The organism is Erwinia sp. BNK-24-b (assembly GCF_047456155.1).
In the GTDB taxonomy this organism is placed as follows: Bacteria; Pseudomonadota; Gammaproteobacteria; order Enterobacterales; family Enterobacteriaceae; genus Erwinia; species Erwinia phyllosphaerae.
The window spans coordinates 390,894-415,309 of sequence record NZ_CP179901.1 but is presented as its reverse complement, the minus strand read 5'-3'; the positions used below and the strand labels follow the sequence as shown (position 1 = coordinate 415,309).

Genomic DNA, 24,416 nt, shown 5'->3' with positions numbered 1-24,416 from the left:
GCTGTTCCTTCCTGCTACAGTTTATTACGCGTCGTCGCCGAACCAGCAGATATTACGTGCAGCCATAATCAGCTCACCGGCCTGCTCATCGCTAAGGCCTTCAATATCCGACAGGTCGTCAACACCCTGCTCGGCAAGATCTTCCAGCGTGCAAACGCCTTTCGCTGCCAGCTTAAATGCCAGTTCACGATCGAGACCTTCCAGGTTCAGCAGATCTTCTGCCGGCTGGTTGTCGCCCTGACTCTCAGCTTTTTCCAGAGCAAGGGTAGTTAACGCATTTTTCGCACGATCGCGCAGCGCTTCTACTGTCTCTTCATCCAGACCGTCAATTTCCAACAGCTCGTTGATTGGCACGTACGCCAGTTCTTCCAGAGAAGAGAAGCCTTCTTCAACCAGCACGGTTGCGAAATCTTCATCAATGTCGAGATGTTTGGTAAAGACGTCGATGGCAGCATGGGCTTCAGCCTGGTGCTTGGCCTGCAGATCGTCGACCGTCATCACGTTTAGCTCCCAGCCGCTCAGCTGGGAAGCCAGACGCACGTTTTGGCCGTTACGGCCAATCGCCTGAGCCAGATTTCCGGCTTCTACGGCGATATCCATGGTGTGATTATCTTCATCCACCACGATAGAGGCGACATCCGCCGGGGCCATCGCGTTGATCACGAACTGCGCAGGATTATCATCCCACAGCACGATATCAATACGTTCGCCACCCAGCTCGCTGGATACCGCCTGAACACGCGCACCACGCATACCTACGCAGGCACCGACCGGGTCGATACGCTTGTCGTTGGTCTTAACAGCGATCTTGGCACGAGAGCCCGGATCGCGCGCGGCAGCTTTAATTTCAATCACTTCTTCGCCGATTTCCGGCACTTCGATGCGGAACAGTTCAATCAGCATTTCCGGTTTGGAACGGCTGACAAACAGCTGGGCACCGCGTGCTTCCGGACGTACAGCGTACAGGACACCACGGATGCGGTCGCCTGGACGGAAGTTTTCGCGTGGCAGCATGTCTTCACGGATAATGACCGCTTCAGCATTGTTGCCCAGATCCAGAGAGATATTGTCGCGGTTAACTTTCTTAACTACGCCGGTGATGATCTCGCCTTCCTGCTCGCGGAACTGGTCAACGACCATTGCGCGCTCGGCTTCGCGAACCTTCTGTACGATAACCTGTTTGGCCGTCTGCGTGGTAATACGGTCAAAGGTTACTGACTCAATCTGATCTTCAACGTAATCGCCCAGATTCAGCGACTCGTCTTCATAACGCGCGGCATCCAGGGTGATTTCACGCGTTGGCATGGTGACTTCGTCAACAATAACCCAGCGGCGAAACGTGTCAAAATCGCCGCTTCTGCGGTCGATGCTGACGCGGACGTCGATTTCCTGCTCATATTTTTTCTTGGTAGCCGTGGACAGTGCGCTCTCCAGCGCTTCGAAAATCTTCTCGCGCGGGAGGGATTTCTCGTTAGATACTGCCTCGACTACAGCTAAGATTTCTTTGTTCATCCTGGTATGCCTCAATCCGGACTTTTAAAAGTGGGGAACCAGGTTCGCCTTCTGGATGTTACTCAGCGCGAACACTTCGTCGTTACCCTCAACGGCAACGGTTACCATTTCACCATCTACGGATTTAATGATTCCCTGCCATTTGCGGCGGTTCTGTACGGCCATACGCAGCACCAGGCTTACTTCTTCGCCGGTGAATCGCGCGTAGTGCTCTGCGGTAAAGAGTGGGCGCTCAAGGCCTGGCGAGGAGACTTCAAGGTTGTAAGCAACGGTGATGGGATCTTCGACATCAAACACCGCACTGACCTGGTGGCTAACATCAGCACAATCATCAACATTGATGCCATCTTCACTATCAATATAGATGCGCAGCGTAGATGTGCGACCGCGAACGAACTCAATGCCAACCAGCTCGTAGCCCAGCGCTTCTACCGGTGCTGTGATCAGCTCTGTTAATTTTTGCTCTAATGTGGACAATCCCACCCCCAAGACATAAAAAAAGGGCTTAATAGCCCAGTATGCTCTTTCCTGATAACAAAAAACCCCGAAAATCGGGGCTTTATGCGACTGGACCCTGTACGCCATAAATGGCGGTTCGGCACAATCCAGATAGAATTTTTTTCAAAATTCGCTGTTGATGCGCCGTGCATTGCATACAGTATATTTGAAAAAGAACTCTAAGGGAAAGTGGTTGCGGGGGCCGGATTTGAACCGACGACCTTCGGGTTATGAGCCCGACGAGCTACCAGGCTGCTCCACCCCGCGTCCGAAAACGTGGCAAATACTACGCCGATCTTGCATAAAATGCAAGCAAAACTGAGATTTGGTACCGAGGACGGGACTTGAACCCGTAAGCCCATGCGGGCACTACCACCTCAAGGTAGCGTGTCTACCAATTCCACCACCACGGCACTAAAGGTTGCGACTTTTTGATTTCTGTCGCGTCGAAATTATCGTACTTACTGTGGGATATCGCTACCCGGCGCGGCCGGTTTAGCTGGCTGGCTCTGCTGCTGTGCAGGCTGAGACAGATTTTCCCACTCGCTTCCTTTCTGCGTTTTGTTGCTGTTGAGGTTGCCCAGAATCAAGCTGATAATAAAGAACAAAGTCGCCAGCACTGCGGTCATACGGGTCATAAAGTTACCTGAACCGTTAGAGCCAAACAGCGTTGCTGAAGAGCCTGCACCAAACGACGCGCCCATATCAGCGCCTTTACCTTGCTGCAACATAATCAGACCAACCAGGCCGATTGCCACAATAAGGAAAACTACTAAAAGAGCTTCGTACATAATCAACCTGTTTCCTTGCGCGTTAACCGCACATCAAAAGCTTCAAACCCAGTGAGAAGATAGCGTTGTTGCTACCCATCAGAAGCGGGTGTGAATACTAACCAAAGCGGAATGATTGCGCAAGGGCAATTTAGCGCATCGATATCAATCGCAGAAAAAAACGGCAATGACGCAGATAATGCTGAAAATTTCGTCACATATCACGCAGCTACGCTCGTTTCGCGCCGAATAAAATATTTTCGTCCGGCGCGCGTAGGTCAGTAATTTACGGCTTTCAAACCGCCTTCACGGCATCGGCAATACGATGCGCCAGCGCGGTGACCAGCGCTTCATCTTCGCCTTCAACCATGACGCGAATCAGCGGCTCGGTGCCTGATTTTCTCAGCAATACGCGTCCGCGTCCGCGCAGCTCTTTTTCTGCTTCGGCCGTCACGTTTTTTACCTGGGCATCTTCCAGCGGATCGGTGTCGCCGCTGAAGCGCACGTTAACCAGAATTTGCGGCAGCAGTTTCATGCCGCTGCACAAATCGTGCAGGCTCATGTGGTTGCGCACCATCGCAGTCAGTACTTGCAAACCCGCCACGATACCGTCACCGGTGGTGGTTTTGTCCAGCAGGATTACATGGCCGGAGTTTTCCGCGCCCAGCCGCCAGCCTTTTTCCTGCAGTTTTTCCAGCACGTAACGATCGCCTACTTTAGCGCGAGCAAAAGGAATGCCCAGCTGTTTCAGCGCCAGCTCAAGGCCCATGTTGCTCATCAGCGTTCCCACTACCCCGCCGCGTAGCTGTCCCTGACGCAGACCTTCACGCGCGATGATATAGAGGATCTGGTCGCCGTCGACTTTTTCACCCAGATGATCGACCATCATAATGCGGTCGCCGTCACCGTCGTAGGCCAGGCCAATATCGGCTTTTTCTGCCAGTACCCGCGCCTGCAGTTGACGAACATCCGTGGCACCGCACTCTTTGTTGATGTTCATGCCGTCCGGATTAACGCCCAGCGTAATGACTTCCGCACCCAGCTCGCGCAGGACGTTTGGCGCAATGTGGTAGGTCGCACCGTTAGCGCAGTCGACCACGATTTTAAGGCCGTTCAGGCTCAGCTCGCTGGGGAAAGTGCCTTTGCAGAATTCGATATAGCGGCCGGCTGCATCCACGATGCGGCTGGCACGGCCCAGTTCGGCGGATTCAACGCAGGTGATAGGCTTTTCCATTTCCGCTTCGATAGCTTCTTCTACTTCGTCAGGCAGCTTGGTGCCCTCAATGGAGAAAAACTTGATGCCGTTATCGTCGAAAGGATTGTGCGAAGCGGAGATCACAATGCCCGCTTCTGCGCGGAAAGTACGAGTTAAATAAGCAATCGCTGGCGTAGGCATAGGGCCAGTAAACGCAGCCGACAGACCCGCCGCAGCCAGGCCCGCCTCCAGCGCCGATTCCAGCATGTAGCCAGAAATACGCGTATCTTTACCAATAATGATTTTTCTTGAGCCGTTACGCGCCAGTACCTTTCCGGCTGCCCAGCCCAGCTTCAGCATAAAATCTGGCGTGACCGGCGGCTCGCCCACTTTGCCACGGATGCCGTCGGTACCAAAATACTTACGATTGCTCATTCTACTTTTCCTTCGCTGACAGTGTTGCTTCGACGACGCGCATCGCCTCAACGGTTTCTTTAACATCATGAACGCGCAATACGTGCGCGCCCTGCATGGCGGCGATAACAGCACAGGCCAGGCTGCCCGTCAAACGCTGCGAAGGGCCGACATTCAATAACTGGCCAATCATGCTTTTACGTGACATCCCGACCAGCAGCGGCAAACCAAAACGGTGGAAATCACCCAGGTGCGCGAGCAGCTGATAGTTGTGCGAGAGATTCTTACCGAAACCGAATCCCGGGTCGAGCAGCAACCGCTCTTTTTTGATACCTGCGGCTTCACATCGGGCAATCTGTTCAATAAAAAAGGTTTCGACATCCTGCAGGAAATGCTGATATTTCGGCGACTGCTGCATGGTTTTCGGCTCGCCCTGCATATGCATCAGGCAGATTGGCAACCCGGTTTCTGCGGCGGCTTCCAGCGCGCCGGGTTCCTGTAGCGAGCGGATATCGTTGATGATATGGGCACCCGCTTTCGCCGCTTCCCGAATGACCTCTGGCTTAGAGGTATCCACTGAAATCCAGACCTCAAAGCGCTGCGCGATAGCGTGCACTACGGGAATAACGCGCTCAAGCTCCTGCTCGACGCTGACGTCATCAGCACCCGGCCGGGTAGATTCGCCACCGATATCAATAATCGTCGCGCCCGCGTTAATCATGCTGTTGGCGTGGGTCAGCGCCTGCACCAAATCATTATGTTTGCCGCCATCGGAAAACGAGTCCGGCGTTACGTTCAGGATCCCCATGACGTGAGGATGGCTTAAGTCGAGCACGGAATCTCTGGCGTAAAGTTTCATGGTGGCGCTTCTCCCTTTGATTTTGCGTTTCGGCCTGACCGATTGACTCATAAAAAAACCCCGGTCATTGCCGGGGTTTGCTGTTACTTAAGGCTTTTGCCTGGCTATCACATGGTGTTACCAGGGTTTGGCGTACGCGGTTCATCAACCGGACGCGGCGCCTTTGGCGTGCCGTTGCTGTCGGAACTGCTGCCCGGATCTTCCCATCCTGCTGGCGGACGTACTTCACGTCGTGCCATCAGATCGTCAATCTGCGGAGCATCAATAGTTTCGTACTTCATCAGCGCATCTTTCATTGAGTGAAGGATGTCCATGTTTTCGTTCAGAATACGGCGCGCACGCTGGTAGTTGCCTTCGATCAGCGCTTTGACTTCCTGATCGATGATGCGTGCGGTTTCATCGGACATATGCTTCGCTTTCGCGACGGAGCGTCCCAGGAACACTTCACCTTCTTCTTCCGCATAAAGCAGCGGCCCCAGCTTCTCAGAGAAGCCCCATTGCGTAACCATGTTACGAGCAATGGAAGTTGCCACTTTAATGTCGTTAGAAGCACCGGTAGAAACGTGTTCCACACCGTAAATGATCTCTTCAGCCAGGCGACCGCCGTACAACGTGGAGATCTGGCTTTCCAGCTTCTGACGGCTGGCGCTTATCGCGTCGCCTTCAGGCAGGAAGAAAGTCACACCCAGCGCGCGACCGCGCGGGATAATCGTCACTTTGTGCACCGGATCGTGTTCTGGTACCAGACGGCCAATGATTGCGTGGCCCGCTTCGTGATAGGCGGTCGATTCTTTCTGCGCTTCCGTCATCACCATAGAGCGGCGTTCCGCACCCATCATGATTTTGTCTTTCGCTTTCTCGAACTCTACCATCGAAACAACACGTTTATTGCCGCGAGCAGCAAACAGCGCCGCTTCGTTCACCAGGTTAGCCAAATCGGCACCGGAGAAACCAGGCGTACCGCGTGCGATAACCAGCGCGTCAATATCGGTAGCCAACGGCACGCGACGCATATGCACTTTCAGAATCTGTTCGCGTCCACGCACATCCGGCAGACCAACCACGACCTGACGGTCAAAACGGCCCGGACGCAGCAGCGCCGGGTCAAGCACGTCAGGACGGTTGGTCGCAGCGATCACGATAATGCCTTCGTTGCCTTCAAAACCGTCCATCTCGACCAGCATCTGGTTCAGCGTCTGCTCACGTTCATCGTGACCACCGCCCAGACCCGCGCCACGCTGACGGCCAACCGCATCGATCTCATCGATAAAGATGATGCAGGGCGCCGCTTTTTTAGCTTGTTCAAACATATCGCGCACGCGGGATGCACCTACGCCGACGAACATTTCAACAAAGTCAGAACCGGAGATAGTGAAGAAAGGCACTTTTGCTTCGCCAGCAATCGCTTTGGCCAGCAGCGTCTTACCGGTACCCGGAGGCCCGACCATCAGCACGCCTTTTGGAATTTTACCGCCCAGCTTCTGGAAACGGCTCGGCTCGCGCAGGTATTCCACCAGCTCGCCGACTTCCTCTTTCGCTTCGTCACAGCCCGCAACGTCTGCAAAAGTGGTTTTGATCTGATCTTCCGTCAGCATGCGGGCTTTACTTTTGCCGAAGGACATCGCGCCCTTGCCGCCCCCGCCCTGCATCTGGCGCATAAAGAAGATCCAGACGCCGATCAATAACAACATTGGGAACCACGAAATGAAGATCGAAGCCAGCAGGCTTGGCTCTTCAGGCGGTTCGCCAACCACTTTTACATTTTTAGTCAACAGGTTATCGAGTAACTTGGGATCGTTGACGGGGATGTAGGTTGTGTATTTGTTGCTGTCTTTTTTGACAACGTTGATTTCACGCCCGTTAATACGTGCCTCGCGGACCTGATCCTGGTTCACTTCTGACAGGAAGGTTGAGTAATCAACCCTACGGCCATTTGACTCGCTGGGCCCAAAGCTCTGGAATACAGACATCAGCACGACTGCAATGACTAGCCAGAGAATCAGGTTTTTCGCCATGTCACTCAAGGGATTAACCTCTTATTACAACTGTGTTAACAGACAGCGTAGGGTACTATAGTTTGCGCCCTGTCGCTACAATGTACACTTCACGCGATCGAGAGCGCGAAGCGTCCGGCTTACGAATTTTTACTTTCGTAAACAGGGAGCGAATTTCCCGGAGGTAATCTTCAAAGCCATCTCCCTGAAACACTTTCACTAAAAAACTGCCGCCAGGTGCCAGTACATCCCGACACATATCCAGTGCAAGCTCAACCAAATACATTGACCTTGGAATATCGACCGCCGGCGTTCCCGTCATGTTGGGTGCCATATCTGACATCACAACCTGCACTTTGGTATCGCCAACGCGTTCCAGCAGGGCTTTCAGCACCAGTTCATCACGAAAGTCGCCCTGAAGGAAATCGACACCGACGATAGGATCCATCGGCAGGATATCACAGGCGATAACGCGACCTTTGGCGCCAATTTGCGTGACCACATACTGAGACCAGCCACCGGGCGCTGCGCCGAGATCGACGACCGTCATTCCCGGTTTGAACAGCTTGTCACCCTGCTGTATTTCATCAAGTTTAAACCAGGCGCGCGAGCGCAGCCCTTTTTTCTGTGCCTGAAGCACATATTTATCGCTAAAGTGTTCCTGTAGCCAGCGGCTGGAACTGGCCGAACGCTTTTTACCAGTCATACAATTTCCAACTATGATTCAACGTATGCGATAAATAAACCGCGCAAATCAGCATGCCGATTTGGTGATATACCCGAGATGGCGGTAGAATGACCCGTTTTCAATCCCAATGTAAGTAAAAAATACGATGAATCTGAGTACCAAACAAAAACAGCACCTGAAAGGACTGGCCCATCCGCTGAAACCTGTCGTCATGTTAGGCAACAACGGTCTGACCGAAGGGGTGCTGGCCGAAATCGAACAGGCACTGGAGCACCACGAGCTCATCAAGGTAAAAATCGCCACGGAAGACCGTGAGACAAAAACCCTGGTTGTTGAAGCTATCGTGCGCGAAACCAAAGCCGCAAACGTGCAGGTTATCGGCAAGACGCTGGTGCTGTACCGTCCAACGAAGGAACGTAAAATCGCCCTTCCTCGCTAGCTTAGCAGCGTGTGAAAGTGACACGCTCCCGATGTCAGGAAAAGGCCGCAGTGCGGCCTTTTTCTTTTCTTTACATTATTTCTGCAAAGTTCTCTAAGAATAAATCAAAGATACTCAACTTTCAGAATTTCATACTCAACGTCGCCGCCTGGCGTTTTGATGATGGCCACGTCATCCGGTTCTTTCCCGATCAGGCCGCGAGCCATAGGGGAATTTACCGAAATTAAATTCTGTTTAAAGTCCGCTTCGTCGTCACCAACGATACGGTAAGTAGATTCTTCGTCGGTATCCACGTTCAGGATACTCACCGTAGCCCCAAAAATAACGCGGCCATTATTCGGCATTTTTGTGATATCGATCACCTGAGCATTTGACAGCTTGGCTTCGATTTCCTGAATACGCCCTTCACAGAAGCCCTGCTCTTCGCGCGCGGCATGGTACTCTGCGTTTTCTTTTAAATCGCCATGTTCGCGAGCTTCGGCAATCGAGGCAATAATTCGCGGGCGTTTAACGGTTTTCAGCTCTTCAAGCTCTGCGCGCAGTGCTTCCGCGCCTCTTACCGTCATCGGAATCTGATTCATCTCAATACCTCGTAAAATCTGTCCTGTGCAAAATTGTTGTCATCCTGACAGGCAAATGCAGAAAAAGCGTTCTGCGGCGCTTGCCACTGATTTACAAACGAAAGAAACCTGACCCGAAAAGTTTCCAGGGCCTGGCGGTTTTGCATTTTGATACGTATTTTAACGCAGAGTTCCCTATGGGTCATCGTTTACTTTCCACCATGATGCACCGTAGTATGGCAACATCACCTGCCAGTAAACGCGAGATTATGCGATTTTCACGAATTGTTACCGGCTTAGCCTGCGCATTTATGCTGAATGCCCATGCGGCCACGGTCGAAGACTATACTCAGTATCTGCCCGATGGCGCAAACCTGGCGCTGATTGTGCAAAAAATCGGCGCGGACACGCCCTCGATTGATTACCACAGCAAGCAAATGGCGCTGCCCGCCAGTACCATGAAGGTGATTACCGCGCTGGCTGCCCTGTTGCAGCTTGGGCCGGACTACCGTTTTCATACGCAGCTGGAAAGCAAAGGTTCCATTAGCGGTAATACGCTAAAAGGCGACCTGGTTGCGCGATTTGGTGGCGATCCGACGCTAACACGTCAGGATTTGCGCAATATGGTTATCGCGCTGAAAAAGCAGGGCGTTGAGCATATTGCGGGTAACGTGGTGATTGATACTTCGGTATTCGCCAGCCACGATAAGGCGCCAGGCTGGCCGTGGAACGATTTAACGCAATGCTTTAGCGCACCGCCAGCGGCGGCCATTGTCGATCGTAACTGCTTTTCGGTTTCGCTCTATAGCGCGCAAACGCCAGGCGAGAAGGCTTTCATTCGCGTTGCCTCTTTCTATCCGGTCAATATGTTCAGCCAGGTACGTACGCTGGCGCGCGGCTCGTCAGAAGCGCAGTATTGCGAGCTGGACGTGGTGCCGGGCGAACTTAACCGTTTTACCCTGACGGGCTGTATGACCCAGCGTTCAGAACCGCTGCCGTTGGCTTTCGCTATTCAGGACGGAGCAAGCTATGCAGGCGCGCTGCTGAAAGCTGAACTACAGCAGGCCGGCATCGACTATTCCGGCCATCTGTTGCGCCAGACGCTGCCAACGCCGCCCGCCACCGTGCTGGCAGAGAAACAATCCGCCCCGCTGCACGACTTGCTGCATACCATGCTGAAAAAATCCGACAACATGATTGCGGATACCGTGTTCCGGACGATTGGTCACGAACGCTTTGGCGTGCCGGGTACGTGGCGCGCCGGATCGGATGCGGTACGTCAGATTTTACGGCAAAAAGCGAATATCGATCTGGGCAACAGCATTCAGGTAGATGGTTCCGGGCTGTCACGCCATGACCTGATTTCTCCTGCGACCATGATGCAGGTGCTGCAATATATTGCGCAGAATGACCAGCAGCTGAACTATATCTCTATGCTGCCTCTGGCTGGCTATGACGGCACATTGCGCTATCGTGGTGGCCTGCATGAAGCGGGCGTGGACGGGAAAGTGTCGGCGAAAACCGGCTCGCTACAGGGCGTTTATAACCTGGCTGGCTTTATTACTACCGCCAGCGGCAAGCGGGTTGCCTTTGTACAATATCTTTCGGGTTATGCGGTTCCGCCACAGGATCAGAAACAGCGTCGTATTCCGCTGGTCCGCTTTGAAAGCCGTTTGTATAAAGATATTTATCAGAATTATTAAGACTGTTGGATGTTACAGGCCCGCAATATTGCGGGCCTGTGCCTTAATGAAATCAGAAGTGCGTATTCAGGCTCATATAGTAAGTACGGCCCGACTCGTTATAGGTGTTAGCACCAGCGCCATACATGTAAGCCCCGGTCGTTGAATTTCCTGTCGTTTGCGCATTGCCTTCACGGAAATGACGCTTGTCGAACAGGTTATCCACGCCCAGCGTTACGCTGGCATACTTGTTCACCGCATAGGTGCCGCTCAGGCCCAGAATAGAGTAAGGACTCACCGTTGATTTCTCCGTGCCGCTGACCGCCTCGCCCTTGTAGTTGTACTTCTTCGGCGTCTGACGGCCGTACCAGGTAAAGGTTGTTTGCAGCGACAGATCCTGCGTCGCCTGCCAGGACAGCGTGGAGTTCAGGGTATATTGCGGGATAATCGACAGGCGGTCACCCGTGGTTTTATTCTTACTTTGCAGCATATAGGTCAGGTTATTGTTCCAGGTAATAGCTTCCGTGACCGGCAGGTTTACTGTTCCTTCCAGACCTTCTACTACCGCTTTCGGCACGTTTTCCCACTTATAGATATCGGTACTGCCGGTTGAGCCGGATGGCTCATAGCCTGATTCAATCTTGTTACGATAGTCATTGCGGAACCAGGTCAGACCGGCCTGATAGCCTTCATGCTTGTACTCCACGCCAACTTCTTTGTTGATGCTGGTTTCGGCTTTGAGATCGTCGTTGCCCATCAGATAACAGGCACCGGCGCTGTCAGCGCAGCCCTGACCCCGGCTGTAAAGCACGTAGTTAGGGTTAGTCTGGTACAGGCTTGGCGCTTTATAGGCTCTGGCGATACCCAACTTCAGCGTAAAGTCATCGTCCAGCGCCTGCGACAGGTTAAGCGAAGGGCTCCAGTTGTTGCCGACAATGCTGTGATGATCGAAACGCAGACCAGGCACCAGCGTGGTGCTGTCAGTCAGCTCCATGTTGTCTTCCGCGAACAGCGAGAAAATTTGTGCAGAAGAGTAAGGGCTGCGATTAGTGCTGCTGATGCCGTCAATAGCGCCGCCAGAGAGCGCCTGGGTATTAGAAGCGCCATCCTTCATGCGCTGCTGGTTCCATTCGGTTCCCAGCGTGGCAGTCTGGTTAACTAAAAACTCAAACGGTATGCTGACTTCACTGTGCAGCAGCACATCATTGAGTTCGATGGTAGAGAAGCCGCTGTCGGAGAAGATCCCCTCCGTTCCGCCTGCTAAACCTTCGTTCATACGTGAGTTGCGCGTGTTTTCATACTGGGCATAGGTGCGCGTGCTAACGCCGTTGTCCCAAACGCCCGTCCAGTTAACCGCGTAATCCTGACGGTACAGGCGGTTAGTTTCATCACCGTATTCGCTCTTCACCAGCGCGCTGGTATTAGTGTTCTGCGTATCGCCCGCATAGAGATTGCCCTGACGACTGTAACCGGCGCTGAATTCCAGATTCTGGTTTGGCGCGAATTCCCAGCGCAGCTTGCCGTGAATATCTTTATTCACCACGCCTTCGCGTCCTGCCGGCACGGTATCGGCATAGCTGCCGGTTCGCAGCGACTGATGGCCTTCATTGATATATTGCGCGTCAGCCTGCGTCTTGCTCAGGTTGCCCCACAACGAGAAGGTAACGTCATCCCCTAACGGGCCGGTAAGGGAGAAGTTCGAGCGTTTGGTCGATCCTTCTGATTTATGCTCCGGCATATTCAGATAAGTGTTCCAGGAGCCGTGCCATTCGTTGCTGGTCTGTTTGGTAATGATATTGACCACGCCGCCCGCGGCACCGTTGCCATAACGCGCGGCGGCCGGGCCCCTGATGACTTCAATATGGTCAACCATCTCTGGCGGCACCCAGTTGGTATCGCCGCGCGTATCGCGTTCACCACGCCAGCCCAAACGTACCGAGTTGCGGCTGGCAACCGGCATGCCGTCAATCAGGATTAGGGTGTTTTCCGGGCCCATGCCGCGAATATCAATCTGGCGATTGTTGCCGCGCTGGCCGCTGGTGGAGTTGCCGGTCAGGTTAACGCCCGGCATGGTGCGGATGATTTCAGACAGATCGCGGGCAGGTGGTCGTTTTTTTATTTCGTCAGAGGTGATGGTAGAAACGCCCGGTGCCTGCAGGTTTTGCTGCTCCGCCGTTACCATCATGGTCGCGCCTTCCGTGTTGCTGGTCGTGCCGGAGGCCGCTTTTGCCGTCGCCGCCGCCGTGTTTTCCTGCGTGGTATCTGCCGCGCTCGCTGCCACGACCATGCCCAGTTCAAGTAAAATTGCTAGTGATAATCTTGATAGTCTTTTCAACGTTCTCATTCCCTGCCAATTCGCCCTGCCCGTATCCACAGTGGCAATTAGATGAATTCAAAGGCGGAAATACGTTGTTGTCCGCCCTGCCAGCGTTATCAAACGGCTCTGACGTTTGTCACCAGGCGGCAATACATTATTTTAAATGCAAACTATTATCAATTCGATTATGCATCGCATTCTTATTGAGGCAGCTGATTTTGAGAGGTGGCGCGTAAAGTAAAGGAATTGTGCCCCGGCTAACGCAGGGGCACGGACAGGCTATTTTGCGGAGAAAAGCTGTTCAAGACGAGTCAGCACGTTGCTGGCGCTATAGTAATCCAGACGAAAGCTGTCTTCGCCTAAGGTGTAAACCTGCTTAGCTTTAATTGCTGGTGAAGTTGCAAGCAGCGGCTCGGCCAGCAGCGCTTTGTTATCGTCAGCGGCGAACATCATTATGCTGTTGCCCGTCAGTCCGGTGACCAGGTTCTCTCCCGCGACAGGAATAATATCCCGTCGCTTAAGCCGCTGGCTGGCCTGTAATACGATAGCCGACGGCTCAGCCAGCGTGAAGCCAAGCGACTCCAGCAATTTTCCCTGGGCGGACTCGGGCGTCCAGAGGTTTACCAGATGAGCATGAGGATTATAAACCAGCGCGGAAACGGGCTGCGGCGGCAGCCTGAGCCTGGCCTTGACCTCTTTTTCACGCTGCGCATAGCTTTGAATCGACTTTTGCGCCTCGGCTTCTTTGCCTGTGGCCTGCGCAAGCACGCGCTCTACTTCCTGCCAGCTTTTATCGTCATAGTTGACAACCAGCGTCGGGGCCAGCGCGGCCAGACGGTCGTAAAACGGCAGCGCAGAGTCATTCCCTGTGGCGCTAACGATGATCAGATCGGGATTTTCTGCAGCTATCGCTTCAAGGTTTGGCTCGCCGCTGTAGAGCCGCTTAACGCCTTTTGCTACCGCAACTTTCCCCCACTGGCGGAAAAAGCCCTGGCCATCCGCAATACGATGGCCCGGCATGGTTGCGCCACTGGCAATGACCGGGGCATCTATCGCTAACAGCGAGCCGGTCAGCGTTACGCTGGTGGAGACAATGCGTTCAGGTTGTTGCTTAAGCACAATCTCGCCCTTGACGCTGGTGAGATGACGCGGCCAGCCTCCCTCGGCACGAGCCGGGCTAACAGAAAGGAGCGAAAGGGCAAAACAGATCAGGGAAAGCAGGCGAACATAAGCAGTCATTCTCAAAGCTCTTTCAATCAGGGCGAAGCGGTATGCCTCGCGCACCTCAGCAAGAGAGAATGATAATGATTATCTTTATTACCGGGAAGGAATAATTGCCGGTGGCGAAGGTTCGCCGCAAAAAACAGAGGCACCCTAAGGTGCCCCGCAAGATTAGCGCTGATAGATGATTTCGACGCCTTCGTCGTCTTCATCGTCCCAGTCTTCATCCCAGTCGTCATCTTCTTCTACCGCCGTTTCAGCTTCTTCCAGCTGTTGACGATGATAGTCGTCCCACATGAATTCCACTTTCTCCGGCTGCTTCTCTTCCACTTCCGCCTCTTTTGGATTGGCGTTCAGGAAGGACATTACGTCCCAGCATAGAGGCGTAACGCCGACGCGGTTGGCCGCAGAGATCAGATAATATTTATCCGTCCAGCCCAGCGCTTCGGCAATCGCCTTCGCACGGGATTCAGCTTCTTCCTGGTCCAGCAGGTCAACCTTGTTGAAAACCAGCCAGCGTGGCTTGTTAAACAGCTTCTCGCTGTATTTTTCCAGCTCGCCCAGGATGATACGGGCATTTTCTACCGGATCGGACTCGTCAATCGGTGCCAGGTCAATAGTGTGCAGCAGCACGCGGCAGCGCTCAAGGTGCTTAAGGAAGCGAATCCCCAGACCGGCACCGTCAGAAGCGCCTTCAATCAGGCCAGGAATATCGGCTACCACAAAGCTTTGCTCGCTATCCATACGCACCACGCCCAGGCTTGGCACCAGCGTGGTAAACGGATAGTCGGCGACTTTAGGCTTCGCAGCAGAAACGGCGCGAATAAAAGTAGATTTACCTGCGTTTGGCAGACCCAGCATACCGACATCGGCCAGCAGCATCAGCTCCAGCTGCAGGTCGCGCTTTTCGCCCGGCGTGCCCATCGTTTTCTGACGAGGCGTACGGTTAACGGAAGATTTAAAGCGGGTGTTGCCCAGGCCATGCCAGCCGCCTTTGGCGACCATGGTCTGCTGACCGTGCGTCATCATATCGCCCAGCGTTTCGCCGGTGCCCTGATCGATGATGCGGGTGCCAACAGGCACTTTAATAATAATGTCTTTGCCGCGTTTGCCGGTACAGTCACGGCTCTGGCCATTCTGGCCACGTTCAGCGCGGAAAGATTTTTCGAAACGGTAATCGATCAGGGTGTTCAGGTTTTCATCGGCCTGCATGTAGACGTCGCCGCCATCGCCGCCATCACCACCGTCCGGTCCGCCCCGGGGAATATATTTTTCACGACGGAAGCTGACGCAGCCATTGCCGCCATCGCCCGCAGCAACGAGGATCGTCGCTTCATCAACAAACTTCATGTTACTTCTCCGTAAATCATTTTGCCCGCTGCTGGCAGGATGATCCGTCGTGGCTCGCTGGCCTTATAACAGATCCCTGGTGCCGCAGACCACGCGTCTTTTCCAGACAGGGATCCGCTTTAAGACATCATGCAGCTGAATATAAATTGTACAGCAAAGGGCTTTGCTGGCAACCCGCGCTATGCGGGTCAGAATGCAGAATGTAAAAAGCCCCGCAATCATAGCGGGGCTTTTTGATTCGCTGCTAAAAGCGGTATCGGGTACCGCTTTCAGGCACGAAAACCTTACTCAGCAACGATGCTGATGTATTTACGGTTGTTCGGGCCTTTCACTTCGAACTGGACCTTGCCGTTTGCGGTAGCAAACAGGGTGTGGTCACGGCCGCAGCCTACGTTGGTGCCCGCGTGGAATTTGGTGCCACGCTGACGAACGATGATGCTACCTGCCAGAACGCTTTCGCCACCGAAACGCTTAACACCCAGACGTTTTGCGTTGGAATCGCGGCCATTTCGAGTGGAACCGCCAGCCTTTTTATGTGCCATTTGTCAGATCTCCTCTTAGGCGCTGATGCCAGTGATCTTCACATCAGTGAACCACTGACGGTGACCCTGCTGCTTACGGTAGTGCTTACGACGACGAAACTTAACGATCTTAATTTTGTCGCCACGTCCGTGAGCAATGATTTCTGCTTTGATCACGCCGCCTGAAACTAAAGGTGCGCCGATCGTCACTTCTTCGCCGTTGGCGATCATCAGAACCTGGTCGAACTCAATCGTTTCGCCGGTTGCGATGTCCAGCTTTTCCAGGCGAACGGTCTGACCTTCGCTCACTCGGTGTTGTTTACCACCACTTTGGAAAACCGCGTACATATAAACTCCGCTCTCGCGCTTGCCTTCTTGATGTCAGGCTGCGCTATAAATATTCACAATAGGGCGCGAATTCTACGCAACTTCGCAAGCGATGACAAGTGCCTGGTAGGGGGTATTGCAGAAAAAAAACGCAAAGCACAGGCAAATGTTTCACAGCCGCAATTTTCAAGTACAATCTGTTATACATTACATGCCGCAGGCACGGGTAAAGACGCTTATCATAGCCGCAATAGTGGGCAATAGCTGAACAGACTAATGAACTTAGAACAGATAAACGAACTCACCGCGCAGGACATGGCGGACGTCAATGCAACCATACTCGAGCAGCTGAACTCTGAGGTTTCTCTCATCAACCAGCTGGGTTACTACATCATCAGCGGCGGCGGCAAACGCATTCGCCCGATGATTGCCGTTTTGGCTGCTCGCGCCTTAAATTATTCCGGTAAACAGCACGTTACCGTGGCTGCCCTGATCGAATTCATCCATACCGCAACGTTGTTACATGACGACGTGGTCGATGAGTCTGACATGCGCCGTGGTAAAGCAACCGCCAACGCCGCTTTTGGCAACGCGGCCAGCGTACTCGTTGGTGATTTTATCTATACGCGCGCCTTTCAGATGATGACCAGCATCGGCTCGCTGCGCGTGCTGGAGCTGATGTCGGAAGCGGTCAACGTCATTGCAGAAGGTGAAGTGTTGCAGCTGATGAACTGCAACGATCCTGATATCACCGAAGAAAGCTACATGCGGGTGATTTACAGCAAGACCGCCCGTCTGTTTGAAGCGGCCGCGCAGTCCTCCGCGATTCTGGCCTCCGCTACCCCGGAGCAGGAAAAGGCGTTACAGGATTATGGCCGCTATATCGGCACGGCTTTCCAGCTTATCGACGATCTTCTCGACTACAGCGCCGATGGGGAAACGCTGGGTAAAAACGTCGGCGACGACCTGAGCGAAGGAAAACCTACGCTGCCGCTGCTGCACGCTATGCGTACCGGAACGCCTGAACAGGCTGCCATGATCCGTGGTGCAATAGAACAGGGCAACGGCCGCCATTTGCTGGAGCCCGTTCTTGAAACCATGCGTCAGTGCGGTTCTCTGGAGTGGACGCGTGAATCAGCAGAGCGCGAGGCGGATAAAGCTATCGCCAGCCTTAGCATCCTGCCGGAGTCACCGTGGCGCAGCGCGCTTGAAGCACTGGCGCACATGTCAGTACAGCGCGAGTTTTAATGCCGTAAGCGCGGCTACCTGCCGCGCTTCGCACCGGTAAAAACGTCAAGCTCCCGCTGCCGTACGCGCCAGAAAAGGTGCGGGCTAAGGTAGCGTGGGTGCGGCTTTTTGTAGCCTGACGCAGCTTAACTTCGCCTGTCCGTACTCAATCCCCCCCTCATAAGTTACTTTTTGCCTGCCGCCTTCACCTTTCTGATGTAACTCGTCACGCCGTTGCGTAACTTTGCGTACTACTACGCAAAAAGCAAAACCTTGTAAAAAAATATTGGAAATTTCTTGCCCGTTATTGATATAAAGCGACGCGCGGATTTTAAAAATAAAAGCTTATTTATTCGCATTATGGGTGAAAACATTGCCGGACACGCGCAGAGCTCGTGTCAGATGTTTCCAGAAAACAGCAAAGCGTACACGGAGGAAAGTACAGATGGTCAAGGAGAAAAAGGACTGGCATAAGGCGGATATTATTGCGGGATTGCGGAAAAAAGGCACCAGCCTGGCCGAAGTTTCGCGCAATGCCGGATTAAGCTCGTCAACGCTGTCTAACGCAATGTTCAGGCCGTGGCCGAAGGGAGAGTGGATTATTGCCGATGCGCTCATGATTCATCCGGCGGAAATCTGGCCCAGCCGCTATTACGATCCGGTAACCCACGAGCTGCTCGACCGCAAAAAGCTAATCCGTTCAAAAAATTAAAGCGGGCAACGCATGGGAAGCAGGTTCCTGCCTCCTGCGCGCCGTAAAGCAGGCCAGCATGCGCTTTTAGCGGCATGCCGGCGCTCAGGCGGTAGCGCGCTACCGCCCTTTTACCCTGCTTTTACTCATCGCCGCTGATGCGTTCGATGTTTGCGCCCAGCGCTTTCAGCTTGTCTTCAATATGCTCATAGCCGCGATCGATATGGTAAATGCGATCCACAATCGTCGTGCCTTCTGCGATACAGCCAGCCAGCACGAGGCTCGCGGAAGCACGCAAATCTGTCGCCATTACCTGAGCGCCAGAAAGCTTTTCCACACCGTGACAAATCGCCGTGTTGCTTTCGATCTCCGCGTGCGCGCCCATGCGGATGAGTTCAGGCACGTGCATAAAGCGATTTTCGAAAATCGTTTCGGTGATAACGCCAGTCCCTTCTGCAACCAGATTCATCAGGCTGAACTGCGCCTGCATATCGGTAGGGAAGCCCGGATGTGGCGCGGTGCGGAAGTTAACCGCTTTTGGCCGCTTGCCGTGCATATCAAGACTGATCCAGTCCTTACCCGTTTCGATGTCGGCTCCCGCTTCACGCAGCTTAGCCAGTACCGCATCCAGCGTATCCGGCTGCGTATCGCGGCAGACAACTTTGCCGCCAGAAATCGCGGCCGCAATCAGGAACGTACCGGTTTCAATACGGTCAGGCAGCACGCGGTAAACGCCGCCGCCCAGACGCTCTACGCCTTCAATGGTGATGCGATCGCTGCCCGCGCCGGTAATTTTTGCACCCAGCGTGTTCAGGAAGTTTGCCGTATCGACAATCTCCGGCTCGCGCGCAGCGTTTTCGATTACCGTGGTGCCGGTAGCGAGCGTGGCGGCGCTCATGATAGTCACGGTCGCGCCTACGCTAACTTTGTCCATCACGATATGCGCGCCCTTCAGGCGTCCATCAACGGAAGCCTTAACGTAGCCCTCTTCCAGCTTGATCTCTGCGCCCAGCTGCTCCAGTCCGGTAATATGCAGGTCAACAGGACGAGCGCCGATAGCGCAACCGCCCGGCAATGAGACCTGGCCCTGGCCAAAACGTGCCACCAGCGGGCCAAGTGCCCAGATGGAAGCGCGCATCGTTTTCACCAGATCGTAAGGCGCGCAGTAAATATTGACGTCGCTGGCATCCAGATGCACAGAACCATTGCGCGTCGCCTTCACGCCCAGCTGGCTCAGCAGCTTCATGGTGGTGTCGATGTCTTTCAGTTTCGGGACGTTCTGGATTTCAACAGGGTCAGACGCCAGCAGAGCAGCGAAAAGAATCGGCAGCGCAGCGTTTTTGGCACCGGAAATAGTCACTTCCCCGCTTAAGCGGGTCGGGCCCTGCACACGAAATTTATCCATTAAACCTGCTCTCAATTAATCAGATATAGAGTGCGGCCGCTTCACCACGGCAAAGCGCGATGAAGACAGCGGCTTAAAAACCGTTCAGCTTACGGTCGCGAGCCCATTCTTCTGGGGTATAGGTCTTGATAGACAGCGCGTGAATGCGGTTATCAGCAAGATAAGCCATCAGCGGCGCATAGACCGCCTGCTGCTTCTTCACGCGGCTCAGTTCGCCAAACAGCTCGCCCACGGCGATAACCTGAAAATGGCTGCCATCACCGGTCACAATGGCTTCCTGAAGAGGCAGTGCCTCCATCAGCACGGCCTGAATTTCACTGGTTTCCATGATGTTTTATTCGCTCGATAATAAACAGGCACACATATTAGTGGAAAGTGGCGCAGTCTTAAACAGGCAAAAAAGCCTCTGCGGCAGCAGAGGCTTTTTCAGACAAAGACCCGCTTATGAAGATTAGCGGTCGGAGGTAATAAACTGTTGCAGGTTATACAGCGCAATCAGGGAACGCAGCTTGTCCGTAATGCCCGTAAAACTCGGCACTTTTCCCTGTTGCAGCGCGGTCTGGCGCAGATGCACCAGCAGCGCCAGGCCAGCGGAGTCCACGCGCTCCAGCGCGGAGACATCAATGGTATCAATCTGTTTCATTACGCTGTTGCGCTGCTCCCAGAGTGGCAGCAGCGTTTCCCGCTCCAGTTCGCCAGCCAAATAGAGCCGGTTCGCGTCGGTGCGCCAGTTAATGTTCATTACTGCTGTTTATCCAGCGTGATTGGCTGCTTAGACGCGTTTTCCAGCACGCTGGTCAGACCGTCAACGCCTTTCTGACGCAGTACGCCCGCCCATTCATTTTGCTTGGTGGAGATCATGCTGACGCCTTCGGCAATCATGTCATAAGCCTGCCAGTCACCCGTGCGGCTGTTTTTACGCCACTGGAAGTCCAGGCGAACCGGTGGGCGGCCGTTAGGATCGATAATAGAAACGCGAATAGCAATAATGGTAGCGTCGCCATACGGCTGCTCAGGTGCAATCTGATAGGTCTGACCATGATAAAGCGCCAGCGCCTGGCCATAGGCCTGAGCCAGATAGTCAGCAAAAGCTTTGAAATAGGCTTCGCGCTGGGCAGGCGTTGCCTCTTTGTAGTAACGGCCCAGCACCAGCGCGCCAGCGTACTTAATCTGCACGTAAGGCAGTAGCTCTTCACGCACGATTTGGCGCAGATAGTTGGGATCCTGCTTGATTTTAGGCTGTTCGCTTTTCAGGCGGGTAAAGGTTTTTGCCGCTGCTTCATTCATCAGCTTGTAAGGATTGGTCTGGTCTGCGGCGGCATTAGCCGCAATCGGGGCAATAACTAACATTGCCACCATCAGGAAACGTTTAAACATTACTGGTCCTCTTATGGGTTAGTCGCGGCGGCTGGCGCAGAGCCGTTCGGTTCAGCAGCATTTTTACTGTCGTTACCGTTGCCGCTTTTGTACAGGAACTGGCCAATCAGATCTTCCAGTACCATTGCAGACTTGGTGTCCTGAATGGTACTGCCGTCCTTAAGCATAGCCGTTCCCATGTCGGGGTCGTCAAAACCGACGTTCAGCGCCAGATACTGTTCGCCAAGCAGGCCAGACGTTCTGACCGCCAGCGAGCTGGTGTCGGGCAGCTGGTTATATTTATCTTCAATATCCATAGAGACGCGCGGTAAATAGGTTTTTTCATCAAGCCCGATATCCGTTACGCGCCCCACCACTACGCCGCCGATTTTCACTGGCGATCCGCTTTTTAGCCCGCCAATGTTGTCGAAGGTTGCATAGAGCCGCCAGGTTGGCTCGCTGCCTAAAGATTTAAGATCGGCCACCCGCAGGCAGAGAAACAGCGCCGCACAAAGTGCCAACAGTAAAAAGACCCCTACCCAAATTTCGCTTTTTTTCGATTGCATTGCATCAGTTCCCAAACATCAGTGCCGTCAGCACAAAATCTAAACCGAGCACAGCCAGAGAAGCATGCACTACGGTACGCGTCGTCGCCCGACTAATCCCTTCAGAAGTAGGGACAGCGTCATAACCGTTAAATAACGCAATCCAGGTGACGGTAAAGGCAAAAACAGCGCTTTTTATCACGCAGTTAATAATATCGGTGCGGATATCGACGGCGTTTTGCATCGCCGACCAGAAAAAGCCGCTGTCGATGCCTTTCCAGCTCACGCCGACAATAGCGCCACCCATAATCCCGACCGCAACAAAAATTAACGTCAGCAGCGGCATACTGATAAATCCGGCCCAGAAGCGAGGAGAGATGATCCTGCGCAGCGGATCCACCGCCATCATTTCCATGCTGGAGAGCTGCTCGGTCGCTTTCATCAGGCCAATTTCCGCCGTTAGCGCTGAACCTGCGCGGCCCGCAAACAGCAGCGCCGTCACGACTGGCCCAAGCTCGCGCAATAGCGACAGCGCCACCAGCATGCCAAGGCTGCTGTCCGCGCCGTAAGTGTTCAGCACCAGGTAGCCCTGCAAACCGAGCACCATTCCGATGAACAAGCCGGACACCACGATAATCAGCAGCGACAGGACGCCAATGCTGTAAAGCTGTTTAATCACTAACGGCGCGTGCTTATGAAAGCGCGGCACGCCGATTAGCGCATGGAACAGCATCAGTCCGGCCCGGCCAAAGGAAGCGCAGGTATTGATTCCCTGGCGTCCGACAGACGCCAGTGCACGTATTAACATCAGATTAACTCCCTGAACCGGTTAAATCCTGCAGGTAGTCGCCTGCGGGAAAACGAAAAGGCACCGGGCCATCCGCAATACCATCGATAAACTGACGCACCCGGGCATCTTCATTTTCGCGCAGCCCGCTGGCCGTTCCCTGGGCGATAACTTTCTGACCGGCGATGATATAAGCGTAATCCGCAATGCTGAGAACTTCTGGCACATCGTGCGATACCACGATGCAGGTCATTCCCAGCGAATGGTTAAGCTCATCAATAAGCTTAACCAGCACGCCCATAGTAATAGGATCCTGCCCGACAAAAGGCTCATCGAACATAATCAGATCCGGCTCCAGCGCAATCGCTCTTGCCAGTGCGGCACGACGCGCCATCCCGCCGGACAGCTCGGAAGGCTTCAGCTGCGCTGCGCCGCGCAGGCCTACCGCTTCCAGCTTCATCATTACCGTGCTGTGTAATAACTGCGGCGGCAGCTGCGTATGTTCGCGCAGCGGCCAGGCGACGTTATCAAAAACCGTCAGGTCGGTGAACAGCGCGCCGGACTGGAACAGCATGCTCATTTTTTTGCGCGCTTCATAAAGCCGCGAGCGCGAAAGCGTGGGAATATTTTCGCCGTTAAACCAAATTTCGCCCGCGTCCGGCCGCAGCTGGCCGCCGATCAAACGCAACAGCGTGGTTTTACCAATGCCTGAAGGGCCCATGATGGCTGTGACTTTCCCTTTCGGCACCGTAAGCGAGATGTTATCGAAAACCGGGCGATCGCCGCGGGCGAAGCTGACGCCACGGACATCCACCAAATTCGTCTCCGTCTTGCTCATTGTGACTGCTTATCCTCTTTTTCAGGCCTGTCATCTCTACCGATGGTAACGTATAACCGCCGGGGCTGGACACTTTTACAGAAACTTACCCGGCAAACGTGTCTAAAGTTGGCATAAGTTTTACTTTTTGCTCGCAGATCGTCAAAATCAGCGCGTTTACTGCCATTCTGCTGGCCCGTTATTTACGTCGCGCAGGCAAGCCGACGATTATACCCGATCAAAGGACATTTCATGCTTGTAGCTACCGCACTATTGATTATCGGCCTGGTCCTGCTGGTATATGGTGCAGATCGTCTGGTATTCAGCGCGGCCATTTTGTGCCGTGCCGTTGGCATTCCCCCGCTTATTATCGGTATGACCGTCGTCAGCATAGGCACTTCTCTGCCGGAGCTGATCGTCTCTTTTTCCGCCGCCGTGCATGGCCAGATGGATATCGCAGTCGGCACCGCCATCGGCTCTAATATTACTAATATTTTGCTGATTCTGGGCGGCGCGGCGCTGATGCACCCGCTGACGCTGCATTCTAAGCTATTAGTACGCGAGCTGCCGCTGATGCTGCTGGTGACCCTGCTCTGCGGCCTGCTCCTGTTTGATGACAGGCTCAGCCGTAACGACGGGTTGCTGTTGATTGCGCTTGCGGCGGCCTGGCTGGTGTTTATTATCACCATTGCCCGTAAAGCGGAACGCGGCGGCACCGACTCCCTGACGCGCGAGCAGCTTGCCGAACTTCCGCGGGATGATACCGGCAATACCGTCGCTTTTTTATGGCTGGCGGTCGCGTTAATCATTCTGCCAATGTCTACCCGCATGGTGATTGATAACGTCACGGTTATCGCCAATTTCTTTGGTATCAGCGAGCTGGTTATCGGCCTGACTATCGTTTCGGTCGGCACCAGCCTGCCGGAGTTGGCCACCGTGATTGCCGGCGCGCTGAAAGGTGAAGATGATATTGCCGTCGGCAATTTGATCGGCTCCAATATCTATAATCTCACCCTTGTCCCCGGCATTCCGGCACTGCTGCATCCCGCTTCCGTCGATATGCATGCCTTTGCTCGCGACTACTGGGTCATGCTCGGCGTCAGCGCGCTGTTTATGCTGATTTGCCTGAAAAGCCGCTGTATCGGCAGAGTCACGGGCGCGCTGCTGCTGAGCGGCTTTCTTGCCTGGGTAGCGATGCTGTACTGGCTGCCTTCGATAACCTTCTGGTAAAGGAATAGACA

Annotated in this window: 26 protein-coding genes and 2 tRNA genes; 6 read left to right on the top strand and 22 right to left on the bottom strand. The window is 53.9% G+C overall.

Translation table 11 applies throughout. The annotated features are described in order from the left end of the window. Positions 1-24 precede the first annotated feature (24 nt). The 5 genes from nusA to secG all read right to left on the bottom strand — a co-directional run bounded on the left by nusA (position 25) and on the right by secG (position 2,801). Positions 25-1,512, bottom strand: coding sequence for a transcription termination factor NusA (nusA, locus tag ACMGGR_RS01985; RefSeq protein WP_246759839.1), 1,488 nt, complete (start codon positions 1,510-1,512; stop codon positions 25-27). A gap of 24 nt (positions 1,513-1,536) precedes the next feature. Then, the gene (gene rimP / locus ACMGGR_RS01980; RefSeq protein WP_148101243.1) at positions 1,537-1,989 is read right to left on the bottom strand and encodes a ribosome maturation factor RimP; all 453 of its coding nucleotides are present in this window, start codon (positions 1,987-1,989) and stop codon (positions 1,537-1,539) included. A gap of 211 nt (positions 1,990-2,200) precedes the next feature. After that, positions 2,201-2,277 (bottom strand) — tRNA-Met (locus tag ACMGGR_RS01975). Between the two features lie 59 nt (positions 2,278-2,336). Continuing rightward, positions 2,337-2,423 (bottom strand) — tRNA-Leu (locus ACMGGR_RS01970). A 48-nt stretch (positions 2,424-2,471) separates the two neighbouring features. Beyond that, a complete protein-coding gene (secG, locus tag ACMGGR_RS01965) occupies positions 2,472-2,801 on the bottom strand; it encodes a preprotein translocase subunit SecG (protein WP_414148026.1) in 330 nt (109 codons plus the stop codon). 90 nt (positions 2,802-2,891) lie between these two features. On the opposite strand from secG, the gene ACMGGR_RS01960 reads away from it, so the two are divergent. Beyond that, positions 2,892-3,065 (top strand): hypothetical protein, encoded by a 174-nt coding sequence (locus ACMGGR_RS01960; RefSeq protein ID WP_414148025.1) that lies wholly within the window; start codon positions 2,892-2,894, stop codon positions 3,063-3,065. A 10-nt stretch (positions 3,066-3,075) separates the two neighbouring features. Here ACMGGR_RS01960 and glmM read toward each other — a convergent pair whose 3' ends face one another. From glmM to rlmE, 4 genes are all read right to left on the bottom strand, one after another. Next, a complete protein-coding gene (gene glmM / locus ACMGGR_RS01955) occupies positions 3,076-4,410 on the bottom strand; it encodes a phosphoglucosamine mutase (RefSeq protein WP_246759837.1) in 1,335 nt (444 codons plus the stop codon). Position 4,411: 1 nt separating this feature from the next. After that, complete coding sequence (gene folP, locus ACMGGR_RS01950) at positions 4,412-5,248, bottom strand: dihydropteroate synthase (protein WP_414148894.1); 837 nt, start codon at positions 5,246-5,248, stop codon at positions 4,412-4,414. A gap of 107 nt (positions 5,249-5,355) precedes the next feature. After that, on the bottom strand, positions 5,356-7,263 hold the full coding sequence (ftsH, locus tag ACMGGR_RS01945) for an ATP-dependent zinc metalloprotease FtsH (protein ID WP_246760117.1): 1,908 nt from the start codon (positions 7,261-7,263) through the stop codon (positions 5,356-5,358). Positions 7,264-7,318: 55 nt separating this feature from the next. Then, on the bottom strand, positions 7,319-7,948 hold the full coding sequence (gene rlmE / locus ACMGGR_RS01940) for a 23S rRNA (uridine(2552)-2'-O)-methyltransferase RlmE (protein ID WP_246759836.1): 630 nt from the start codon (positions 7,946-7,948) through the stop codon (positions 7,319-7,321). 127 nt (positions 7,949-8,075) lie between these two features. Here rlmE and yhbY point away from each other — a divergent pair, with 127 nt between their 5' ends. Beyond that, complete coding sequence (yhbY, locus tag ACMGGR_RS01935; RefSeq protein ID WP_125287107.1) at positions 8,076-8,369, top strand: ribosome assembly RNA-binding protein YhbY; 294 nt, start codon at positions 8,076-8,078, stop codon at positions 8,367-8,369. Between the two features lie 104 nt (positions 8,370-8,473). Here the strand turns inward: yhbY and greA are convergent, their stop codons facing one another. Next, positions 8,474-8,950: a transcription elongation factor GreA gene (greA, locus tag ACMGGR_RS01930; RefSeq protein WP_246759835.1), complete on the bottom strand. Its 477-nt coding sequence runs from the start codon at positions 8,948-8,950 to the stop codon at positions 8,474-8,476. Between the two features lie 248 nt (positions 8,951-9,198). Here greA and dacB point away from each other — a divergent pair, with 248 nt between their 5' ends. Further along, entirely contained in the window at positions 9,199-10,632 is a 1,434-nt protein-coding gene (dacB, locus tag ACMGGR_RS01925) for a serine-type D-Ala-D-Ala carboxypeptidase (RefSeq protein WP_414148893.1), read from the top strand. 52 nt (positions 10,633-10,684) lie between these two features. Here dacB and ACMGGR_RS01920 read toward each other — a convergent pair whose 3' ends face one another. The 5 genes from ACMGGR_RS01920 to rplU form a co-directional block, all read right to left on the bottom strand. After that, entirely contained in the window at positions 10,685-12,946 is a 2,262-nt protein-coding gene (locus ACMGGR_RS01920) for a TonB-dependent siderophore receptor (RefSeq protein ID WP_281434575.1), read from the bottom strand. A 261-nt stretch (positions 12,947-13,207) separates the two neighbouring features. Beyond that, on the bottom strand, positions 13,208-14,167 hold the full coding sequence (fepB, locus tag ACMGGR_RS01915) for a Fe2+-enterobactin ABC transporter substrate-binding protein (protein WP_414148024.1): 960 nt from the start codon (positions 14,165-14,167) through the stop codon (positions 13,208-13,210). Between the two features lie 153 nt (positions 14,168-14,320). Further along, a complete protein-coding gene (gene cgtA / locus ACMGGR_RS01910) occupies positions 14,321-15,499 on the bottom strand; it encodes an Obg family GTPase CgtA (RefSeq protein WP_246759830.1) in 1,179 nt (392 codons plus the stop codon). 284 nt (positions 15,500-15,783) lie between these two features. Continuing rightward, a complete protein-coding gene (gene rpmA, locus ACMGGR_RS01905) occupies positions 15,784-16,041 on the bottom strand; it encodes a 50S ribosomal protein L27 (protein WP_013204035.1) in 258 nt (85 codons plus the stop codon). A 15-nt stretch (positions 16,042-16,056) separates the two neighbouring features. Further along, the gene (gene rplU / locus ACMGGR_RS01900; protein WP_125287102.1) at positions 16,057-16,368 is read right to left on the bottom strand and encodes a 50S ribosomal protein L21; all 312 of its coding nucleotides are present in this window, start codon (positions 16,366-16,368) and stop codon (positions 16,057-16,059) included. Positions 16,369-16,623: 255 nt separating this feature from the next. Here rplU and ispB point away from each other — a divergent pair, with 255 nt between their 5' ends. Both ispB and ACMGGR_RS01890 read left to right on the top strand, forming a co-directional pair. Beyond that, positions 16,624-17,595 carry an octaprenyl diphosphate synthase gene (gene ispB / locus ACMGGR_RS01895; protein WP_246759829.1) on the top strand — a complete coding sequence of 324 codons (972 nt, stop codon included), beginning with the start codon at positions 16,624-16,626 and terminating at the stop codon, positions 17,593-17,595. 424 nt (positions 17,596-18,019) lie between these two features. Further along, positions 18,020-18,286: a helix-turn-helix domain-containing protein gene (locus ACMGGR_RS01890; protein WP_246759827.1), complete on the top strand. Its 267-nt coding sequence runs from the start codon at positions 18,020-18,022 to the stop codon at positions 18,284-18,286. 121 nt (positions 18,287-18,407) lie between these two features. Here ACMGGR_RS01890 and murA read toward each other — a convergent pair whose 3' ends face one another. The 7 genes from murA to mlaF all read right to left on the bottom strand — a co-directional run bounded on the left by murA (position 18,408) and on the right by mlaF (position 23,196). Beyond that, positions 18,408-19,670: a UDP-N-acetylglucosamine 1-carboxyvinyltransferase gene (murA, locus tag ACMGGR_RS01885; protein WP_246759825.1), complete on the bottom strand. Its 1,263-nt coding sequence runs from the start codon at positions 19,668-19,670 to the stop codon at positions 18,408-18,410. Between the two features lie 73 nt (positions 19,671-19,743). Then, positions 19,744-19,998, bottom strand: a complete 255-nt coding sequence (ibaG, locus tag ACMGGR_RS01880) for a BolA family iron metabolism protein IbaG (protein WP_246759823.1) — start codon at positions 19,996-19,998, stop codon at positions 19,744-19,746. A gap of 123 nt (positions 19,999-20,121) precedes the next feature. Next, positions 20,122-20,412, bottom strand: coding sequence for a lipid asymmetry maintenance protein MlaB (mlaB, locus tag ACMGGR_RS01875; protein WP_246759821.1), 291 nt, complete (start codon positions 20,410-20,412; stop codon positions 20,122-20,124). Beyond that, a complete protein-coding gene (gene mlaC / locus ACMGGR_RS01870; RefSeq protein ID WP_246759820.1) occupies positions 20,412-21,047 on the bottom strand; it encodes a phospholipid-binding protein MlaC in 636 nt (211 codons plus the stop codon). Before mlaC ends, mlaB begins: the two co-directional genes overlap by 1 nt. An 11-nt stretch (positions 21,048-21,058) precedes the next feature. Next, positions 21,059-21,592: an outer membrane lipid asymmetry maintenance protein MlaD gene (mlaD, locus tag ACMGGR_RS01865; RefSeq protein WP_246759819.1), complete on the bottom strand. Its 534-nt coding sequence runs from the start codon at positions 21,590-21,592 to the stop codon at positions 21,059-21,061. A 4-nt stretch (positions 21,593-21,596) separates the two neighbouring features. After that, positions 21,597-22,379 carry a lipid asymmetry maintenance ABC transporter permease subunit MlaE gene (gene mlaE / locus ACMGGR_RS01860; protein ID WP_246759818.1) on the bottom strand — a complete coding sequence of 261 codons (783 nt, stop codon included), beginning with the start codon at positions 22,377-22,379 and terminating at the stop codon, positions 21,597-21,599. 4 nt (positions 22,380-22,383) lie between these two features. Next, positions 22,384-23,196, bottom strand: a complete 813-nt coding sequence (mlaF, locus tag ACMGGR_RS01855; protein WP_246759817.1) for a phospholipid ABC transporter ATP-binding protein MlaF — start codon at positions 23,194-23,196, stop codon at positions 22,384-22,386. A gap of 231 nt (positions 23,197-23,427) precedes the next feature. Here mlaF and ACMGGR_RS01850 point away from each other — a divergent pair, with 231 nt between their 5' ends. Beyond that, the gene (locus ACMGGR_RS01850) at positions 23,428-24,405 is read left to right on the top strand and encodes a calcium/sodium antiporter (protein WP_246759816.1); all 978 of its coding nucleotides are present in this window, start codon (positions 23,428-23,430) and stop codon (positions 24,403-24,405) included. Positions 24,406-24,416 lie beyond the last annotated feature (11 nt).

Excerpts from the sequence above, each read along its gene's own strand:
- ACMGGR_RS01890 (WP_246759827.1), top strand. The coding sequence starts at position 18,020 with ATGGTCAAGGAGAAAAAGGACTGGCATAAGGCGGATATTATTGCGGGA.
- rpmA (WP_013204035.1), bottom strand. The coding sequence starts at position 16,041 with ATGGCACATAAAAAGGCTGGCGGTTCCACTCGAAATGGCCGCGATTCC.
- fepB (WP_414148024.1), bottom strand. The coding sequence starts at position 14,167 with ATGACTGCTTATGTTCGCCTGCTTTCCCTGATCTGTTTTGCCCTTTCG.
- mlaE (WP_246759818.1), bottom strand. The coding sequence starts at position 22,379 with ATGTTAATACGTGCACTGGCGTCTGTCGGACGCCAGGGAATCAATACC.
- nusA (WP_246759839.1), bottom strand. The coding sequence starts at position 1,512 with ATGAACAAAGAAATCTTAGCTGTAGTCGAGGCAGTATCTAACGAGAAA.
- ibaG (WP_246759823.1), bottom strand. The coding sequence starts at position 19,998 with ATGGAAACCAGTGAAATTCAGGCCGTGCTGATGGAGGCACTGCCTCTT.
- rlmE (WP_246759836.1), bottom strand. The coding sequence starts at position 7,948 with ATGACTGGTAAAAAGCGTTCGGCCAGTTCCAGCCGCTGGCTACAGGAA.
- murA (WP_246759825.1), bottom strand. The coding sequence starts at position 19,670 with ATGGATAAATTTCGTGTGCAGGGCCCGACCCGCTTAAGCGGGGAAGTG.
- glmM (WP_246759837.1), bottom strand. The coding sequence starts at position 4,410 with ATGAGCAATCGTAAGTATTTTGGTACCGACGGCATCCGTGGCAAAGTG.
- mlaB (WP_246759821.1), bottom strand. The coding sequence starts at position 20,412 with ATGAACATTAACTGGCGCACCGACGCGAACCGGCTCTATTTGGCTGGC.
- yhbY (WP_125287107.1), top strand. The coding sequence starts at position 8,076 with ATGAATCTGAGTACCAAACAAAAACAGCACCTGAAAGGACTGGCCCAT.
- secG (WP_414148026.1), bottom strand. The coding sequence starts at position 2,801 with ATGTACGAAGCTCTTTTAGTAGTTTTCCTTATTGTGGCAATCGGCCTG.
- folP (WP_414148894.1), bottom strand. The coding sequence starts at position 5,248 with ATGAAACTTTACGCCAGAGATTCCGTGCTCGACTTAAGCCATCCTCAC.
- rplU (WP_125287102.1), bottom strand. The coding sequence starts at position 16,368 with ATGTACGCGGTTTTCCAAAGTGGTGGTAAACAACACCGAGTGAGCGAA.
- ftsH (WP_246760117.1), bottom strand. The coding sequence starts at position 7,263 with ATGGCGAAAAACCTGATTCTCTGGCTAGTCATTGCAGTCGTGCTGATG.
- greA (WP_246759835.1), bottom strand. The coding sequence starts at position 8,950 with ATGAATCAGATTCCGATGACGGTAAGAGGCGCGGAAGCACTGCGCGCA.
- dacB (WP_414148893.1), top strand. The coding sequence starts at position 9,199 with ATGCGATTTTCACGAATTGTTACCGGCTTAGCCTGCGCATTTATGCTG.
- ACMGGR_RS01850 (WP_246759816.1), top strand. The coding sequence starts at position 23,428 with ATGCTTGTAGCTACCGCACTATTGATTATCGGCCTGGTCCTGCTGGTA.
- mlaF (WP_246759817.1), bottom strand. The coding sequence starts at position 23,196 with ATGAGCAAGACGGAGACGAATTTGGTGGATGTCCGTGGCGTCAGCTTC.
- mlaC (WP_246759820.1), bottom strand. The coding sequence starts at position 21,047 with ATGTTTAAACGTTTCCTGATGGTGGCAATGTTAGTTATTGCCCCGATT.
- cgtA (WP_246759830.1), bottom strand. The coding sequence starts at position 15,499 with ATGAAGTTTGTTGATGAAGCGACGATCCTCGTTGCTGCGGGCGATGGC.
- mlaD (WP_246759819.1), bottom strand. The coding sequence starts at position 21,592 with ATGCAATCGAAAAAAAGCGAAATTTGGGTAGGGGTCTTTTTACTGTTG.
- ispB (WP_246759829.1), top strand. The coding sequence starts at position 16,624 with ATGAACTTAGAACAGATAAACGAACTCACCGCGCAGGACATGGCGGAC.